We start from the raw sequence: 15,565 nt of genomic DNA, 5'->3' as shown, positions 1-15,565 counted from the left end.
AGCGCGCTCAAGGTCAAGCCCTCTTACGATGAGCGCCATGACCACGATGGACTACTCCCCGGCGCAGACTGTCGAAATGTCCGGTTTCTCGCTCGACACGCTGCGTTACTACGAGCGCATCGGCCTGATCGAGCCCGTCCGCCGTGCCGCCGGCGGCCACCGCCGTTACAGCGACGACGACCTCGGCTGGCTGGACATGCTGCGCTGCCTGCGCGGCACCGGGATGCCGATCGCGCAGATGCAGACCTTCGCCGAGCTGGTGCGCGACGGCGACGGCACGGTCGCCGACCGCCTTGAGCTGCTGGAGGAGCACGATGCCAACGTCGAGGCGGAGATGGCGCGGCTGATCGAGCTGCGGCGCAAGGTGCGGGAGAAGATCGCGTACTACCGGTCGCATTTGAGGGACGAACCGGTGGAGTGCGTGCACGAGTAGGGTGCGGACGCAAGGCTGCCCGGTATGTCCACGATAGGAGAGACGGCATGCGAATGCGCCCACTGATTCTGGCGGTTGCTGGTGTTCTGTCGGTCGGCTTGGCCAGTGGTACCGCGTCGGCAGCGGCACCTGCCACGTTCACCGCCACGGCCACGGCCTGGGGGACAGACTCGCTGTTCGCCTACATCAACGCCAAGGCCGCTCTCAACGCGAAGTACACGGGATGCACGAACATCGTCATCATCTCGTCGCTCCCGTCGGGCAGCGGCTGGATGGACACGGTCCAGGGAACCTGCGCCGGCACCGCCTGATTCAGCCTCTTCGGGCGCCCAATATGGACACGAAACCGACCATTTCGCCGGGATATCCGCCCAGATTGTGCGTCAAGGCCAACTCCCGCTGCCCGAAGGTCCCGATGCGCCGATCGTCCGGCGCCTCGCCGCGCAGCTGGAGCCAGGCCTCGTACATCATCCGCAGGCCGGAGGCGCCGACCGGGTGCCCGAAGGACTTCAGGCCGCCGTCGGGGTTGACCGGCAGGTCGCCGTCCAGGTCGAAGGCCCCGGCCAGGACGTCCTGCCAGGCCTTGCCGCGTTCGCAGAAGCCCAGGTCCTCCATCAGGACCAGCTCGGTCGGGGTGAAGCAGTCGTGGACCTCGGCCATCGCCAGTTCGCTGCGGGGGTCCGTGACACCGGCCTGGCGATAGGCGTCCTGGGCGGCGGCGACGATCTCGGGGAAGGTCGTGTAGTCGTAGCCGGGGTCGCCCAGCGGCAGGCCGTTGCCCGCGACCAGTGACAGGGCTTTGATGTAGAGCGGCTTGTCGGTGTAGCGCGGGGCGTCCTCGGCGCGCACCACGATCGCCGCCGCCGCGCCGTCGGCCACCCCGGCGCAGTCGAAGACCGACAGCTCGCCGGCCACCCGCGGCATCGCCAGCAGCTGCTCGACCTGCCATTCCTTGCGGAACTGGGCCTTGGGGTTGCGCGCGCCGTTGGCGTGGTTCTTGGCCGCGATGCGGGCCAGGACCTCGCGCATCTCCTGTGGGGCGACGCCGTACTTGGCGCCGTAGGCGGGGACCACCATCGAGAACATCGCGGCGGCGGTGACGGTGCGCGCGGTGCCGTCGCCGGGGATCGGGAAGGCGTTCAGGCCTTGGTAGCCCGAGTCTTTGACCTTTTCCACTCCGACAGCCATCGCCACGTCGTAGGCGCCGGAGGCGACCGCATAGGCGGCCTGGCGCAGCGCCTCGGAGCCGGTCGCGCAGTAGTTCTCGACGCGGGTCACCGGCTTGCCGTCCAGCTCCAGCGGCCGGGCCAGGGTGATGCCGCTCATGCCGGACTGCGCGGTGCCCAGCCAGTAGGCGTCGATCTCCTCCTTGGCCAGCCCGGCGCCGGCGAACGCCTCGCCGGTCGCGGACAGCAGGAGCTCGTCGGTGCCGCTGTCCCAGTGCTCTGCGAAGCGGGTGCAGCCCATACCGACGATCGCGACGCGGTCCTTGATGCCGTGCGAGGCCATCAGCGGCCCTCCTGTTCCGGCGCTTCCAGGCGTTCGGGCTCTTCCAACTCTTCCAAGCGGCGGACGGGGCGGGCCTTCCAGAAGTAGTTGTGGATCCCGTCGGCGCTGCTCAGGCGGCGGAACGTGGCCTCCACGCGCAGCCCGATCGCGACCTCGCCGGCGTCCACGTCGGTCAGCTCGATCGGCAGCCGCCCGCCGCCGTCGAAGTCGACGACCGCGAAGACGACCGGCGGGCTGGGGGAGTAGGCGAGGCGGTCGACGGTGAAGGTGACGATGGTGCCCTCGGCCCCGGCGGCCGGGTGCGGGGTGGAGTCGAAGGGCGAGGGCGGCAGGTGCGTGGTGCCGTCCTCGGCCGCCGAGCCGACGAGGGCGAACTTCCAGTCGGCGGCGCGCGCGGCGGCCGAGGCGGAGGTGCGCGCGGGCTCCGGGCGGCGGGGCGGCTCGACCGGCAGGAAGCCGCGCCAGGCGAGATAGCGGCCGTAGGGGACGCTGCCGGCGCGCGCGATCTGCTCGGCGACGGGGCGGGCGGGGCGGTAGCCGGACAGGGCTTCGGTGGCGCGCCACAGGAAGGCGTCGGCGCCGTCCGCCAGTACGAGCAGAGCGATCCTCTGGCCGGACCGCGCGTTCTCCAGGGCCGAGGCGAGCAGGAGGGCGGGGTGGGCCGCGCCGGAGTTGCCGACGGTCTTGGCGAAGGGGTCGTGGTGGCGGTCGGCGGGGACGCCGGTCTTCTTGGCGGCGGACTTCGCGGCGCGCTCGTGGGTGCCGGCTATCAGGAGGATGTCGATGTCCGCGGCGGCGGTGCCGGCGGCGGCCAGTAGGGCGTTCCAGGCTTCGGTGGCGAGGTTCACGTAGTGCGTCTCGCCGAAGCGGTCTTCCCAGGTCTTCGAGGTCTGTTCGCCGGGAGTGCGCCAGCGGTCGAGGAACTCCTCGCTGGCGCTGGTGTGGGCGAGGAGTTCGGCCAGCACGGGGCGTGCCGCGGCCTCGTCGCCCTCGCCGACGAGCAGGGCCGCGGCGGCGTCGCCCCCGGCGGCTTCGTCGGCGCTGCCGGGGCGGCCGGTGCGCAGGTCGGAGGCGACGACGAGGTGGGTTCCGGCGCCGGTCAGCGCCGCGTCGAGGGCGGCGACGGTGCAGCGGACGGCTCCGGTGGCGTCGTAGGCGGCAGTGGTGCGGGGCAGGCGCAGGGCGGCGTGCACGGCGGTGGCGTTGGTGCGGTCCTCGTAGGCGGGGGCGGTGGTGGTGAACCACAGGGTCCTGATGCTCTCCGCGGCCGTCGGCGGGACGGCGGCGCGGGCGGCGGCCACGCCCATGGTCGTCGTGTCCTCGTCGTAGCAGGCCACGGCGCGGGTGCCGGTCCCGCCGCCGGTGCCGGCCACGGCCGCGATGCCGGTGCGGTCCAGGCGCCGGTACGGCAGGTGGGCGCCCCACCCCAGGATTCCTCGCATGGCGGCATCGTAGCGGAAATCTGATGGGGCGTCAGATTACTGTCGGACCGGCGTCGGACCGGCGTCGGATCAGGGCACCTCGCCGGCCAGCTCCTCCAATCCGAGCCGGATGAGCTCCCCGGAGACGTCCCGCTCCAGATCGCGGTGACACGCACAGCGCCGCAACGGCACGTTCAACGCCACGCAGATCGCCGCGCCGTACAACCGCACGGTCCGGGCCTGATTGGCAGCGGTCGCCCCCGCCGGATGCGAGATCGCCTCGGCCACCAGATCGGCCAGCATCTCCCGCTCCCGCGCCACCCCCAGCCACCGCATCCCGGCTCCGGCCGTCGAGCGCATCGCGGCACTCGCCGACGGCGCGAGCCCGTCCACGGCCCGCGCGATGCGCGCCAGCGCCGTGCAGTGCGCCGGACCCCACTCGGTGTAACAGCGCTGCCACAGGTCGGGGCCCAGCACGGTGGACAGGACGGTACGCAGCGGCGGCTCCGGCGCCGGCCTGGCGAAGCCGGGGACCATGAAGTCGGGGACGGAGATGTCCTCGGGCGGCGGGACGGGGCTCAGGTCGACGAGGGTCGGCGGGTCGGGTTCGGGCGCCGGCTTCGGGGCTGGGACTGGCGAGGGTGCGGCGGCTGATCTGGGCGCCGGAGCCGGAGCAGCGGCCGGATTGGGACTGCGCCGGCGGATCGGCAGCGGCGGGCGGTCGGCGGTCAGCGAGCTGTCGGTGGGCTGCCGGTGATCGGTGGGCAGCGATCGACCTGCCGTCGGAGTTTCGGTCAGTGGCGCGGGCTGCGGCTTGTGCCCTCGCGAGCGGCCGGGGGCCCGGAGGAAGTCGGTGATCGGCGTGCGGCCGCTGGTGGGCGTGCGGTTGGCCGGCGGCGGGGGTTCCGGCCTCTGGTCCGGCTCGGTCGGGACGAAGTCGGGGCGCAGGAAGTCGGGGACGGCGAGGTCGTCGGGGTCGATCGGCGGCATGCGGTCGATCAGCGTCGGAGGATCGGGCTCGGCGGCCGGCTCGGCGGGCTTCGCCGGCTGTGGATTCAGCACGACGCTTCGCATGGCCGCCGCGATACGCGGCGGCCTGACCGGCGTCCTGCGCGGCAGCGCGGCGTCGGAGGGCTCGAACTCGATGCGGGGCATCGGCCGGGTCGGGGCCTCGTCGCGGAACAGGGGGCGGCCGCCGATCCAGTCCGGATCCAGCGCGCGCTCCTTGCGCAACATCGGGCGCTGGTCGATGTGCGGCTCGGGATCTTCTTCAGCCTTCACCGCATGACCGTTGACCCGGGGATGTCCCGGCTCAGCCTCAGCCTCAGCGTCATGATTCGGCTCGGTCTCGGCGACCGGATCGTCGGCGGCCACCGGCAGTTCCTCGCCGGCCGGCTCGCTCATCGCCCCGTGCCCCGGCGCACGCCCCACCGGCCCGTCATCCCGCTCGGCATCCATCACAGCCCGCTCACGCCCCTCGGCGGCCCACTGCAGCCACACCGGCGTCGTCGGCGTCGTCGGCGTAGTCGGCACCGCGTCGGCGTCGGCCGGGTCGGCGGCTATGTCGTCGGCCATGTCGTCGTCGGCCGTGTCCTCCGGTTCCGCGTCGTAGAACATCGGCTCCTCGTCAGCCAGGGTTCCCGTTTCGGCGGGCTGTGACTCCTGGCTCGGGGGCGGCGTCACCCGATCGCGCGGTTCGGCGGGGCGGGTGGCGGGCCAGACGCTCTGCGCGGTGATGAGGGCCGGGTCGGCGAGCTCGATGATGCGCATGGCGTGGCGGGGCGGGCGCAGAGCGGGGCCGCCCAGGTTGCGGTGCTGGGAGCAGCGGGTGCCGAGTTCGCGGACGTGGCGTTGGCACGCGCTTCCGTCGCGGGTCGGCGCTCCGCAGTGAAATGCCATGGAGGCAGTTTCCCGATTCCGGCTCGGGTCTGTCATGTGGTTCGCGCCAGATCGTTGACACGATTCGCTCACACGATTCGCTCACACGGATTTCCCGCACGGATTTCCCACACCGCGGTCCGCCTACCGGGTGTCAGTGCTCCCCACTATCGCCGCGGTCATCTGGCCCATGTCCTGGAAGTGCACCGCCGCGCCGCCGGTGACCGCGGTGATCTTGTTCAGCAGGGTCAGGTCCGCGTTCGTCCCGAGGGCGACCACGAACACCCGCACCGGGCGGTTCGGGTCGACCGCGGCCTGGAGTTTCGCGATCAGCTGGTCCGAACTCATGCTGTTCAGGTCGTCGTCCTTGCCGTCGGTGAACACCACCACCGTGTTCACCCGCGTCGCGTCCCAGCCCTTCTGGACCTGCTGATACGCCGCCAGCAGCGCGTCGTACAGCCCGTTGCGCGACCCCGCCTTGTCCGCCAGCGCCCCGTACGCCGCGATCATCCGCTGCCCGTGCGTCCCGCCGCCGGGCTCGGCCGAGCCCAGCTCGGCGATCGGCAGCACCGGGTCGATGACCGTGGAGCCGATGGCGTCGTGCGTGGTGGTGAACGTCCACAGCCCCATCGCCGCGTGGCTCCCGAACAGCGCCATCGCCTTCTCGCACGCCGCCGCCGTCAGCTGCAGCCGCGTCTGCCCGGTCCCGGCCACCGGCTGCGCCATCGACCCCGACACGTCCACCACCGCCAGCATCCGCAGCTGCCGCGTCAGCGTCGCCCACAGCGCCAGCGCCTGCCCCGCCGCCCCGAAACCGGCGCGTGTGGATGCCGACGCCGCCAGCCGGTCGCCGTGCAGCTCCGGGTCCGCGGCCAGCACCTGCGACGGACTGCCGTCCGGCGAGCGGAAACCCTGCTGGCGCAACGCGTCCTGCGCGGCGGTCTGCAGATACGCCAGCAACCGGTTCGAGGCGATCGCATGCGCGTTGTCCTGCCCGTTGAGCACCACCAGCGGGTAGTCCAGCGACGCCGCGCCGTCCGAGGGGTACAGCGCGGCCAGCGGCGCCGCTGGCTTGCCGCGGTTGTCCTGGAACACCTGCTGCTCCGAGGCCGGGAACACCTTGCCCGTCAGCTGCGCCGTCGAGGCCGCGACGTTGTTCGCCATGCTCTTCACGAATCCGGTGATCCCGACCTTCAGCTGCGGATCGTCCACCGCTTGCGTCAGCATCCCGTTCAGCTGGATCAGTGCCGACAACCCCGCGCCGTCATGGGTCGGATCGGCGATGGCCACGACGGGCCCGCCGGCGGCGGCGGTGGAAACAGAACTCTGCGATTGGGCCAGCGCCATCTTCACCAGCTGCTCCCAGCTGAACGACCCCTGTGGCGCCGGAGAACTCTGCGTCCCCTGCCCGCTCAGCAACCCGGCAACCGCCTTCGGCGCCGCCACCACCGTCGGCGAATCAGCCACCGAACTCCCGCTCTGCGGCAGCAGCGCCTGCCCGGCACCGGTGTCCCGCGCCAGCTCCAGCCACAGCGAGGCGTCCGGGATCCACACGTCGGGCTTCCCGTGCACCCCGGCCGGCGCCGCGGCGCTCCCGGCCAGGAACCGCGCCATGTCCCCGGAGTCGGCCGAAGTCATCAGCACCCGCACACACGGCACCGGCTGCGAGGCCAGCACCGGGGCCAGGACGCCCGCCAGCTCCGGTGTGACCGCCGCCGAGATCGTCGTCGGCCCCGCCGGGCAGGTCACCGGAGCCGTGGCGCCGTCTCCGGAGGAATGCCGGTGACCAGCGGCGTACCACGCCGCCCCACCGCCGGAGGCGCCCAGCACGAGCACCACGGCCAGTGTGATCGGCACCGACATGCGGGCGCCGCGCGGTGCGGGGGAGCGATGAAGGTGCCCGTGTGCCATGGAGGTTCCTTCCGTGCGACCTGCGACACTCGATGTGACCTGTGACACTCGCGGAACGGGCGCAGGCTAGTGGGTCAGGGCCCGGATTTGAAGAGGTCGGTGAGGTCTCGGCCGCCCCGCGCTCCCGCGTGTCGCCCCAGGTCGGGGTGATTCGTCCAGGAAGATTGCGCTATGCAGTTCGACGACGACGCCCAGCTGGACTCCGGCCAGGTCCGCGACGAGCGCGGCTCCGGGCCCTCCCGTGGCGGCCTGCCCGGCGGCTTCGGCCTGCCCGGCGGTCGCGGCGGGCTGGTGGGGCTGATCCTGGCGCTGATCGCCGCGGTGGTCGGGGTGCCGCTGGCGCTCACCGACGGCTCCGGGTCCTCGTCGAACTCCCTGTCCTCCTCCGGGAACGGGGACGCCACCGGCACGGTGAGCACCGGCGCGCTGGCCGCCAAGTGCCGTACCGGCGCCGACGCCAACATCAACGACGACTGCCGGGTCGTGGCCGTGGTGAACTCCGTGCAGAACTACTGGACCGGGTTCTTCGCCGGCAGCAACCAGAAGTACCCGCCGGCCCAGACCGTCATCTTCAGCGGCGCCACCCGGACCGGCTGCGGCACCGCGACCTCGGCCGTCGGGCCCTTCTACTGCCCCTCGGACCGCACCGTCTACCTGGACCTGGGCTTCTGGCAGGAGCTGCGGACCAAGTTCGGCGCGCGCGGCGGACCCTTCGCGCAGGCCTATGTGCTGGCCCACGAGTACGGGCACCACGTCCAGAACCTCACCGGCGCGCTGCGCAACAGCCAGTCCTCGCAACAGGGGGCGAACAGCGGCGCGGTGCGGGTCGAACTCCAGGCGGATTGTTACGCCGGGCTGTGGGCCCACTACGCTACGACCACGAAGGACGCCAACGGCAGAGCCCTGATCAAGGATCTTACCAAACAGGACATCTCCGACGGACTGGACGCCGCCGCCGCGGTGGGCGACGACCGGATCCAGGCGCAGTACCAAGGACGGGTCACGCCGGAGACCTGGACTCACGGCTCGGCGGCGCAGCGTCAGAAGTGGTTCCTCACCGGTTACCAAACGGGAAACTTCCAGTCCTGCGATACTTTCTCCGGCGCCGTGTGAACCTCCGTGCGATGTTCCACCGTTGTCCCGGTATTACTCAAAGCATGGATGCGTCATGGGTCGCGAGTGCTCGCGACCGATACCCCGGCGCGCCTTAATGCCGGTTCGGGCAAACGGATCTGACGCTATATCAGGGGGATGACGGTGCGATTCGAGCCCTGCAATCCGCCTCGAATTATGCCCGGTTCGCCCCTCTTTAACAGAGTATGTACACCGGTCCAGCTCACGAGAAGCGCAGATCCCCTCTCCTTGCCCCCGACTACGGGTGTACGCTGCGGATTCGTTCCACCAGTTGTATCCGCGGGACTCGTCCGCCAGGTGAGTTCCCGTATGTCTTGGGGGAGTTCGAGGTGTGCCATAGGCCTCGGTCGAACCCGGACAAGTCCACCGACAGTACTCGAAGTCCAGAGGTGAACAGGCGTGGCTCTTCCGCCCCTCACTCCAGAACAGCGTGCGGCCGCACTTCAGAAGGCAGCCGAAGCGCGGCGTGAGCGCGCCGCTTTGAAGCTCCGTCTCAAGGCGGGTGGCGTGACGCTGTCCGACGTTGTGCGCGAAGGCCAGAAGAACGAGATCATCGGCAAGATGAAGGTCTCGGCTCTTCTGGAATCGATGCCCGGCATCGGCAAGGTCCGGGCCAAGCAGATCATGGAGCGTCTCGACATTTCCGAGACGCGCCGTATCCGCGGCCTCGGCGCCAACCAGATCGCCTCCCTGGAGCGCGAATTCGGCGCGTGACGTCTTCCATACCCCGGCGCCTCGTTGAGACGCCGAGGTAGGACGACGCGGTACCACCGTCGGAATCGCGGCCTTGCGGCCCGGTACGATCTTCTCCCATGAGCGATCGCGCCGGAACGGACGGCCACGGTTCCGACACCCCTGCTTCTGGATCGGACACTGCCCCCGCACTGCTCACAGTGCTCTCGGGCCCGTCGGGCGTCGGCAAGACAACCCTTGCCAAGCACGTGCGCGAGGTCCATCCCGAGGTGTGGCTGTCGGTCTCGGCCACCACCCGCTCACCCCGGCCCGGCGAGGTCGACGGGGTGCACTACTTCTTCTACGACCGGCCCGCTTTCGAGGACCTGATCGCCAAGGGCGAGTTCCTGGAGCACGCCGAGTACGCCGGCAACCTGTACGGCACCCCGCGCCACGCTGTCGACCAGCGCCTGGACGCCGGCCAGCCGGTCCTGCTGGAGATCGAGCTGCAGGGCGCCCGCCAGATCCGCGCCGCGATGCCCGCCGCCCGCCTGGTCTTCCTGGCCCCGCCGTCGTGGGAGGTCCTGGAGCAGCGCCTGCGCGGCCGCGGCACCGAGCCGGAGGACGTGATCGAGGCGCGGTTGGAGGCAGGCCGGGTCGAGCTGGCCGCCGAGAGCGAGTTCGACGTCACCATCGTGAACACGACGGTGGAAGCCGCCGCCGACGAACTGGTGGCGCTGGTGACCGGGGCTGTGCAGGACTGAGGGTTGGGACGCCGGGCAGGATCCAGCGGTGCGATCCGGAAGGCCGCGACCGTTCTCACCCCGTCGGGCATCAGCCAGAAGTGCGGGACCCTCACCGAGGGCGCCATCTGGTCGGACATCACCCAGCCACCGGGCCTGATCGCCGGCCTGATCGCGGGCCTGATCGCCGGGTCCAATCACCGGACCGGCAGGTCGGGGGCGCCAGAACTGTTATCCTTGTACGTCCGGGTCGTGCAGACCCAGTGCAGACCCAGAAATGATCTTGCTGCGACAGGAGTTCCCACGCGTGTCCGCCACTGAGCCCGAAGGCATCATCAACCCGCCGATCGACGAGCTGCTCGACGCCGCCGGCTCCAAGTACAGCCTGGTGATCTACGCGGCCAAGCGCGCTCGGCAGATCAACGCCTACTACTCCCAGCTCTCCGAGGGCCTGCTGGAGTACGTCGGCCCGCTCGTCGACACCCACGTCCACGAGAAGCCGCTGTCGATCGCGCTCCGCGAGATCAACGCCGGCCTGCTGACCGCCGAGAAGATCGAGCCCGGCGCCCCCGGTTCGGTCATCCAGTAGTTCGCTTCATTCCGGCGCCGACCCCGGTCGGCCGCTGTGCGGCGGTCCCATTAGGGTCGAACCGTGACTGAAGAATCTTCGATGCCGTCGCCCAACGTCGTTCTCGGCGTGGGCGGCGGCATCGCCGCGTACAAGGCCTGCGAGCTGCTGCGGCTGTTCACCGAGTCCGGGCACGGGGTCACCGTGGTCCCCACCGCCGCCGCGCTGCACTTCGTCGGCGAGCCGACCTGGGCCGCGCTGTCGGGGCGGCCGGTCGCCGCCGAGGTGTGGGAGCGCGTGCACGAGGTTCCGCACGTGCGCCTGGGCCGGCACGCCGACCTGGTCGTCGTCGCCCCGGCCACCGCCGACCTGCTGGCCAAGGCCGCGCACGGCATGGCCGACGACCTGCTCACCAACACCCTGCTCACCGCCACCTGTCCGGTGGTGTTCGCGCCGGCCATGCACACCGAGATGTGGGAGAACGCCGCCACCGCCGAGAACGTGGCCACCCTGCGCCGCCGGGGCCTGCACGTCATCGAGCCCGCGGTCGGCCGGCTGACCGGCGCCGACACCGGCAAGGGCCGGCTGCCGGACCCCTCGGCGATCTTCGAGTACTGCCGGTCGCTGCTGGCCCGGGGCACCGCCGCGGCGGATCTGGCCGGGCTGCACGTCGTGGTCTCCGCCGGCGGCACCCGCGAGCCGATCGACCCGGTGCGCTTCATCGGCAACCGCTCCTCGGGCAAGCAGGGGTACGCGCTGGCGAGTACGGCGGCCGCGCGCGGTGCCCGGGTGACGCTGGTCGCCGCCAACACCTGGCTGCCGGACCCCGCCGGGGTCGATGTGGTGCGGGTGTCGACGACTTCGGAATTGCGCAATGCGGTGCGCGCGGCGGCCGCCGACGCCGATGTCGTGGTGATGGCCGCGGCCGTGGCCGACTTCCGGCCCGCCGAGACCGCCGCGGCGAAGATCAAGAAGGCCGACGACAGCTCAGCCCCTGAGATCGCGCTGGTCCAGAACCCGCACGTGCTGCGTGAGCTCGGTCACTCCCGGTTGCGCCCGGGGCAGACGGTGGTGGGGTTCGCCGCCGAGACCGGTGATGCGCACGGGACCTGGCTGGAGCACGGCCGGGCCAAACTCGCCAAGTACGGCGTCGACCTGCTGGTCGTCAACGAGGTCGGGATGGACCTGACCTTCGGTGCCGACCACAGCGCGGCCGTCGTGATCGGCGCGGACGGCTCCGAGGAGCCGGTCGCGGACGGTCCGAAGGAGCGGCTCGCGGATGTGATCTGGGACCGGGTACTTAAGGTGCACAGCCCCAACGACTAAGCTGGGGGTGCGGTCGTTTCGATCTTCGTGCCCCGCACGCGCCTGCCAGGCAGGCGCGTGCCTGCCGTTCGGGGACCGGGGCGTCGCGTCGACCTGTAGTCAGCAGCCGCTGCGAACCTAGGAGTACCCATGTCAGGTACCGTCCGCCGCCTGTTCACCTCCGAATCGGTGACCGAGGGGCACCCCGACAAGATCGCCGACCAGATCAGCGACGCGATCCTCGATTCCCTGCTCAAGGACGACCCGAAGTCCCGGGTCGCCGTGGAGACCCTGCTCACGACCGGCCAGGTGCACATCGCCGGCGAGGTGACCACCACCGCGTATGCCGACATCGCGCGCCTGGTCCGCGACACGATCCTGGCCATCGGGTACGACTCGTCCAAGAAGGGCTTCGACGGCGCCTCCTGCGGCGTGTCGGTGTCCATCGGCTCGCAGTCGCCGGACATCGCCCAGGGCGTGGACACGGCTTACGAGTCCCGCGTCGAGGGCGACAACGACGAACTCGACCGCCAGGGCGCCGGCGACCAGGGCCTGATGTTCGGCTACGCCTGCACCGACACCCCCGAGCTGATGCCGCTGCCGATCGCGCTGGCGCACCGGCTCTCGCACCGGCTGGCCACGGTCCGCAAGGACGGCACCGTCCCCTACCTGCGCCCCGACGGCAAGACCCAGGTGACCATCGAGTACGACGGCCACAAGGCGGTCCGCCTGGACACCGTGGTCCTGTCGACCCAGCACGCCTCGGACATCGACCTGGACAACCTGCTCACCCCGGACATCCGCGAGCAGGTCGTGGCCCCGGAGATCGCCGCGCTGGAGCTGGACACCTCCGACTACCGGCTGCTGGTGAACCCCACCGGCCGCTTCGAGATCGGCGGCCCGATGGGCGACGCCGGCCTGACCGGCCGCAAGATCATCGTCGACACCTACGGCGGCATGGCCCGGCACGGCGGCGGCGCTTTCTCCGGCAAGGACCCGTCGAAGGTGGACCGCTCGGCGGCGTACGCGATGCGCTGGGTGGCCAAGAACGTGGTGGCCGCGGGCTTGGCCGAGCGCTGCGAGGTGCAGGTCGCGTACGCGATCGGCAAGGCCGAGCCGGTGGGGCTGTTCGTGGAGACCTTCGGGACCGGCGTGGTGGAGGACGTGAAGATCCAGCAGGCCCTGCTGAGCGTCTTCGACCTGCGCCCGGCCGCGATCATCCGTGACCTGGACCTGCTGCGGCCGATCTACCAGCAGACCGCCGCGTACGGGCACTTCGGGCGGGACCTGCCGGACTTCACGTGGGAGCGGACCGACCGGGCCGAGGCGCTGAAGAAGGCCATCGGCTAGGACGGTATTGCTGACAACGACAGACCCCGGCTCCCCTTGTGGGGAGCCGGGGTCTGTCGTTGTTGTTGTGCGCGCGGCTAGGACCGGGTGTAGACGATGCGGCGCACGCCCGGCGCCGAGACGATCTGGATCCGGGGATCGTCGGCGTGGGCGACGTGCAGGTAGCCGCCCTGGACCGCGATCCGGATGTCCTTGAGCGTGGCGGTCGGCACGCCGTCCGCGTCGTCGGCGGTGTAGCCCTCGCACAGTTCGAGCAGGTCGGCGTTCTGCCAGGTGAGGTCCATGTCAGTGGGCTCCGTCCAGGGCGGGGGCGGCCGGGAAGTCCAGGTCCGGGCGCGCCAGGTGGTTGAAGTGGTTCGACAGGGTGTTGAGGGCGACGTGCGCGACGGTCTCGGCGAGCTCGGCGTCGGTGACGCCGGCGGCCCGGGCCTGAGTCAGCACGGCGTCGTCGACCCGGCCGCGCTGCTCGACGAGCTCGGCGGCGACGCGCAGGATCGCGGCGGTGTGCGGGTCGGCGTCGCGGCCCAGGCGGGTCTCGCGCAGTTCCTCAGGGGTCATCTTCAGTAGGCGCTCGCCCCGCATGGTGTGGGCCGCGACGCAGTAGTCGCAGTCGTTCTCCTGCGCGGTGAGCAGGGCCAGCTGCTCGCGCTGGCGGGGGGTGAGCACGCCGTCGGACAGGCTGTCGCGCAGGGCCAGGTAGCCGCGCAGGGCGGCGGGGCTGTGCACCAGCGTGGCGTAGAGGTTGGGGACCCGTCCGAGCTGGCGCCTGGTGGCGTCCAGCAGGTCCCGCTGTTCGGTGTCCGCCGTCTCGGGCGTGACCATGGCGATCCTTGGCATGACTAAGACGGTACCGACCGGTACCGTTTTTGTCCAAGGCGATCCCCGGGATCCGGTACCGGTCGGTCCCGTCGCCCGGCTCAGGGCTGGTGTGGGGATGGCACTGACCGGTACCATCTGGGGCATGGCAGTGAAAGCCCGGGAACGTCTGCTGGCCACGGCGGAAGAGCTCTTCTACGCGGAGGGCATCCGCGCGGTGGGCGTGGAGCGCATCCTGTCGGACTCCGGCGTGGGCCGGGCCTCCTTCTACCGGCACTTCGCCGGCAAGGACGAGCTCGTGGTCGCGGTGCTGTCCGGCAGGGACGAGCGCTGGCGCGACTGGCTGCGCACGGCGGTCGAGGCCTACGGCCTGCCCCCGGCCGACCGGCCGCCGGCGGTCTTCGACGCCCTGGCCGAACGCTTCGCGGCCGACGACTTCCGCGGCTGCGCCTTCATCAACACCATGGTCGAGGCCGCCGACCGCGACAGCGCGGCGCACCAGGTCGCCGCCGCGCACAAGAGCGCGGTCACCGAGTATTTGGACGGGCTCCTGGCCGACGCCGGCCGCGCGGACCACGAGGAACTGGCGCCGGAGCTGATGCTGCTGGTCGACGGCGCGATCGTGACGGCGGTGCGCGAGGGCGACCCGGAGCCGGCGATGCGGGCCAAGCGGATCGCCGAGGCGTTGCTGGCGCGGCAGCCGGATCCGCGGGATGCGGTGCGGCGGCGGCTGCGGGTGGTGACCGGCGGGATGCGGTAGGGCCTGGCCGGGGGGCATCGAAAAGCGGCGCGCCTGACTTGTGTGGGTGGGTGTGGCTGGTTGCGGTTTGTTTGTGGGTTGATAGTCACAGGCGTTTCTTGACGGCTTCGCGCATGGTTGGCGGGATCCGTTGGTGGCGCGGGTCGAGGGTGGCGTTGGTTTCGCGGGGCGGTGGTGGTGTGGGTAGGTGGTCGGTTCTACTGCGACGGTCAAAGGCCACAGTCAAGAGCTGAAGAGCGCCTCCGGCGGCGCCTGCGCGGCGAGCGGCCTCGCTCCGGGGAGTGGGGGCCGCGTTGTCGGGCGGCGGTCGTTGCTTGTGGTCGCCTTTGTCCCGGATTCCCCGTCGCTTCGTCGCCCGGAGGGAACCATCCCGGCCTGGGCGGTGTCAAGCCGGATCACACGCTGCTGTGGCCTAGTATCAGCGGCTTGACACCGCCCAGTCCGGGATGGTTGTGCAAGCACCGCCGAAGCGACGGGGAATCCGGGACAACCCCCGCCTGTGGTGTGGACGGGGTCCACTCGGTGAGGCACAGCGGCGGCCGAGCGGTGCGTGCACAAGGCGCGGGAACTCTTCCCACAGACCGGTTTTGTCCCGGATTCCCCGTCGCGTCGGCGGGCGTAGCCAAGCAGGCCGGGCCGGTGGTGTCAAGCCGCTGATGCTAAACCACGGCGGCGGCGATCCGGCTTGATACCACCGGACCGGTCTGCTTCCGTTAGGCGACGATGCGACGGGGAATCCGGGACAGAGGCGACCACAAGCATCGACCGGCGGCAGCCAGCGCGGCCCCCCACTCCCCGGAGCGAGGCCGCTCGCCGCGCAGGCGCCGCCGGAGGCGCCCTTGACTGTCGCCTCTGACCGTCGCAGTTGATCTTGACTGTCGCAGTAGAGCCGACCACCTGCCCACACCACCACCGCCCCGCGAAACCAGCGCCACCCCCGACCCGCGCCACCAACGGATCCCGCCAACCCTGCGCGAGTCGGGTCGCCCCGGGCGTCTCAGCCCGGGGCTCCCACAGAACCGTGCGTAACAGTCTCCCGTTACACGGCTCTTGTCGTTCTGGTCA

At 71.0% G+C, this 15,565-nt stretch carries 15 protein-coding genes; 9 read left to right on the top strand and 6 right to left on the bottom strand.

Annotated features, from left to right (window positions below; genetic code table 11):
• The first annotated feature begins 37 nt into the window (after nucleotides 1–37).
• On the top strand, nucleotides 38–433 hold the full coding sequence (locus tag ABIA35_RS44605) for a MerR family transcriptional regulator (RefSeq protein ID WP_370347539.1): 396 nt from the start codon (nucleotides 38–40) through the stop codon (nucleotides 431–433).
• A 47-nt stretch (nucleotides 434–480) separates the two neighbouring features.
• Nucleotides 481–744: a hypothetical protein gene (locus ABIA35_RS44600; protein ID WP_370362016.1), complete on the top strand. Its 264-nt coding sequence runs from the start codon at nucleotides 481–483 to the stop codon at nucleotides 742–744.
• 1 nt (nucleotide 745) lies between these two features.
• On the opposite strand, the gene ABIA35_RS44595 is transcribed toward ABIA35_RS44600, so the two are convergent.
• From ABIA35_RS44595 to ABIA35_RS44580, 4 genes are all read right to left on the bottom strand, one after another.
• A complete protein-coding gene (locus ABIA35_RS44595; protein WP_370347535.1) occupies nucleotides 746–1,942 on the bottom strand; it encodes an acetyl-CoA acetyltransferase in 1,197 nt (398 codons plus the stop codon).
• Nucleotides 1,942–3,384 carry an OB-fold domain-containing protein gene (locus tag ABIA35_RS44590; protein WP_370362015.1) on the bottom strand — a complete coding sequence of 481 codons (1,443 nt, stop codon included), beginning with the start codon at nucleotides 3,382–3,384 and terminating at the stop codon, nucleotides 1,942–1,944. The genes ABIA35_RS44595 and ABIA35_RS44590 overlap by 1 nt, the downstream gene beginning before the upstream one ends.
• 69 nt (nucleotides 3,385–3,453) lie before the next feature.
• Nucleotides 3,454–5,262: a hypothetical protein gene (locus ABIA35_RS44585; protein ID WP_370362014.1), complete on the bottom strand. Its 1,809-nt coding sequence runs from the start codon at nucleotides 5,260–5,262 to the stop codon at nucleotides 3,454–3,456.
• 123 nt (nucleotides 5,263–5,385) lie between these two features.
• Nucleotides 5,386–7,152 carry a VWA domain-containing protein gene (locus ABIA35_RS44580; protein WP_370362013.1) on the bottom strand — a complete coding sequence of 589 codons (1,767 nt, stop codon included), beginning with the start codon at nucleotides 7,150–7,152 and terminating at the stop codon, nucleotides 5,386–5,388.
• Between the two features lie 171 nt (nucleotides 7,153–7,323).
• Between ABIA35_RS44580 and ABIA35_RS44575 the strand changes: the two genes are divergently transcribed.
• The 6 genes from ABIA35_RS44575 (at nucleotide 7,324) to metK (ending at nucleotide 12,924) form a co-directional block, all read left to right on the top strand.
• On the top strand, nucleotides 7,324–8,265 hold the full coding sequence (locus ABIA35_RS44575) for a neutral zinc metallopeptidase (protein ID WP_370362012.1): 942 nt from the start codon (nucleotides 7,324–7,326) through the stop codon (nucleotides 8,263–8,265).
• A gap of 420 nt (nucleotides 8,266–8,685) precedes the next feature.
• Nucleotides 8,686–9,000, top strand: a complete 315-nt coding sequence (gene mihF / locus ABIA35_RS44570) for an integration host factor, actinobacterial type (RefSeq protein ID WP_015793934.1) — start codon at nucleotides 8,686–8,688, stop codon at nucleotides 8,998–9,000.
• 98 nt (nucleotides 9,001–9,098) lie between these two features.
• Complete coding sequence (gene gmk, locus ABIA35_RS44565; protein ID WP_370347525.1) at nucleotides 9,099–9,722, top strand: guanylate kinase; 624 nt, start codon at nucleotides 9,099–9,101, stop codon at nucleotides 9,720–9,722.
• 286 nt (nucleotides 9,723–10,008) lie between these two features.
• Nucleotides 10,009–10,290, top strand: a complete 282-nt coding sequence (gene rpoZ, locus ABIA35_RS44560) for a DNA-directed RNA polymerase subunit omega (RefSeq protein ID WP_370347523.1) — start codon at nucleotides 10,009–10,011, stop codon at nucleotides 10,288–10,290.
• 81 nt (nucleotides 10,291–10,371) lie between these two features.
• Nucleotides 10,372–11,595 carry a bifunctional phosphopantothenoylcysteine decarboxylase/phosphopantothenate--cysteine ligase CoaBC gene (coaBC, locus tag ABIA35_RS44555; protein WP_370347563.1) on the top strand — a complete coding sequence of 408 codons (1,224 nt, stop codon included), beginning with the start codon at nucleotides 10,372–10,374 and terminating at the stop codon, nucleotides 11,593–11,595.
• Nucleotides 11,596–11,724: 129 nt separating this feature from the next.
• Nucleotides 11,725–12,924, top strand: a complete 1,200-nt coding sequence (gene metK, locus ABIA35_RS44550; RefSeq protein ID WP_370347521.1) for a methionine adenosyltransferase — start codon at nucleotides 11,725–11,727, stop codon at nucleotides 12,922–12,924.
• A gap of 77 nt (nucleotides 12,925–13,001) precedes the next feature.
• On the opposite strand, the gene ABIA35_RS44545 is transcribed toward metK, so the two are convergent.
• Both ABIA35_RS44545 and ABIA35_RS44540 read right to left on the bottom strand, forming a co-directional pair.
• Nucleotides 13,002–13,208, bottom strand: a complete 207-nt coding sequence (locus ABIA35_RS44545) for a hypothetical protein (RefSeq protein WP_370362011.1) — start codon at nucleotides 13,206–13,208, stop codon at nucleotides 13,002–13,004.
• A gap of 1 nt (nucleotide 13,209) precedes the next feature.
• A complete protein-coding gene (locus ABIA35_RS44540; protein WP_370362010.1) occupies nucleotides 13,210–13,761 on the bottom strand; it encodes a carboxymuconolactone decarboxylase family protein in 552 nt (183 codons plus the stop codon).
• Between the two features lie 124 nt (nucleotides 13,762–13,885).
• On the opposite strand from ABIA35_RS44540, the gene ABIA35_RS44535 reads away from it, so the two are divergent.
• Nucleotides 13,886–14,500, top strand: coding sequence for a TetR/AcrR family transcriptional regulator (locus tag ABIA35_RS44535; protein ID WP_370347515.1), 615 nt, complete (start codon nucleotides 13,886–13,888; stop codon nucleotides 14,498–14,500).
• Nucleotides 14,501–15,565: the final 1,065 nt, after the last annotated feature.

Source organism: Catenulispora sp. MAP12-49 (assembly GCF_041262705.1).
In the GTDB taxonomy this organism is placed as follows: Bacteria; Actinomycetota; Actinomycetes; order Streptomycetales; family Catenulisporaceae; genus Catenulispora.
Note: the sequence above shows the minus strand (reverse complement) of the source record. Positions and strands in the feature narration are given on the sequence as shown.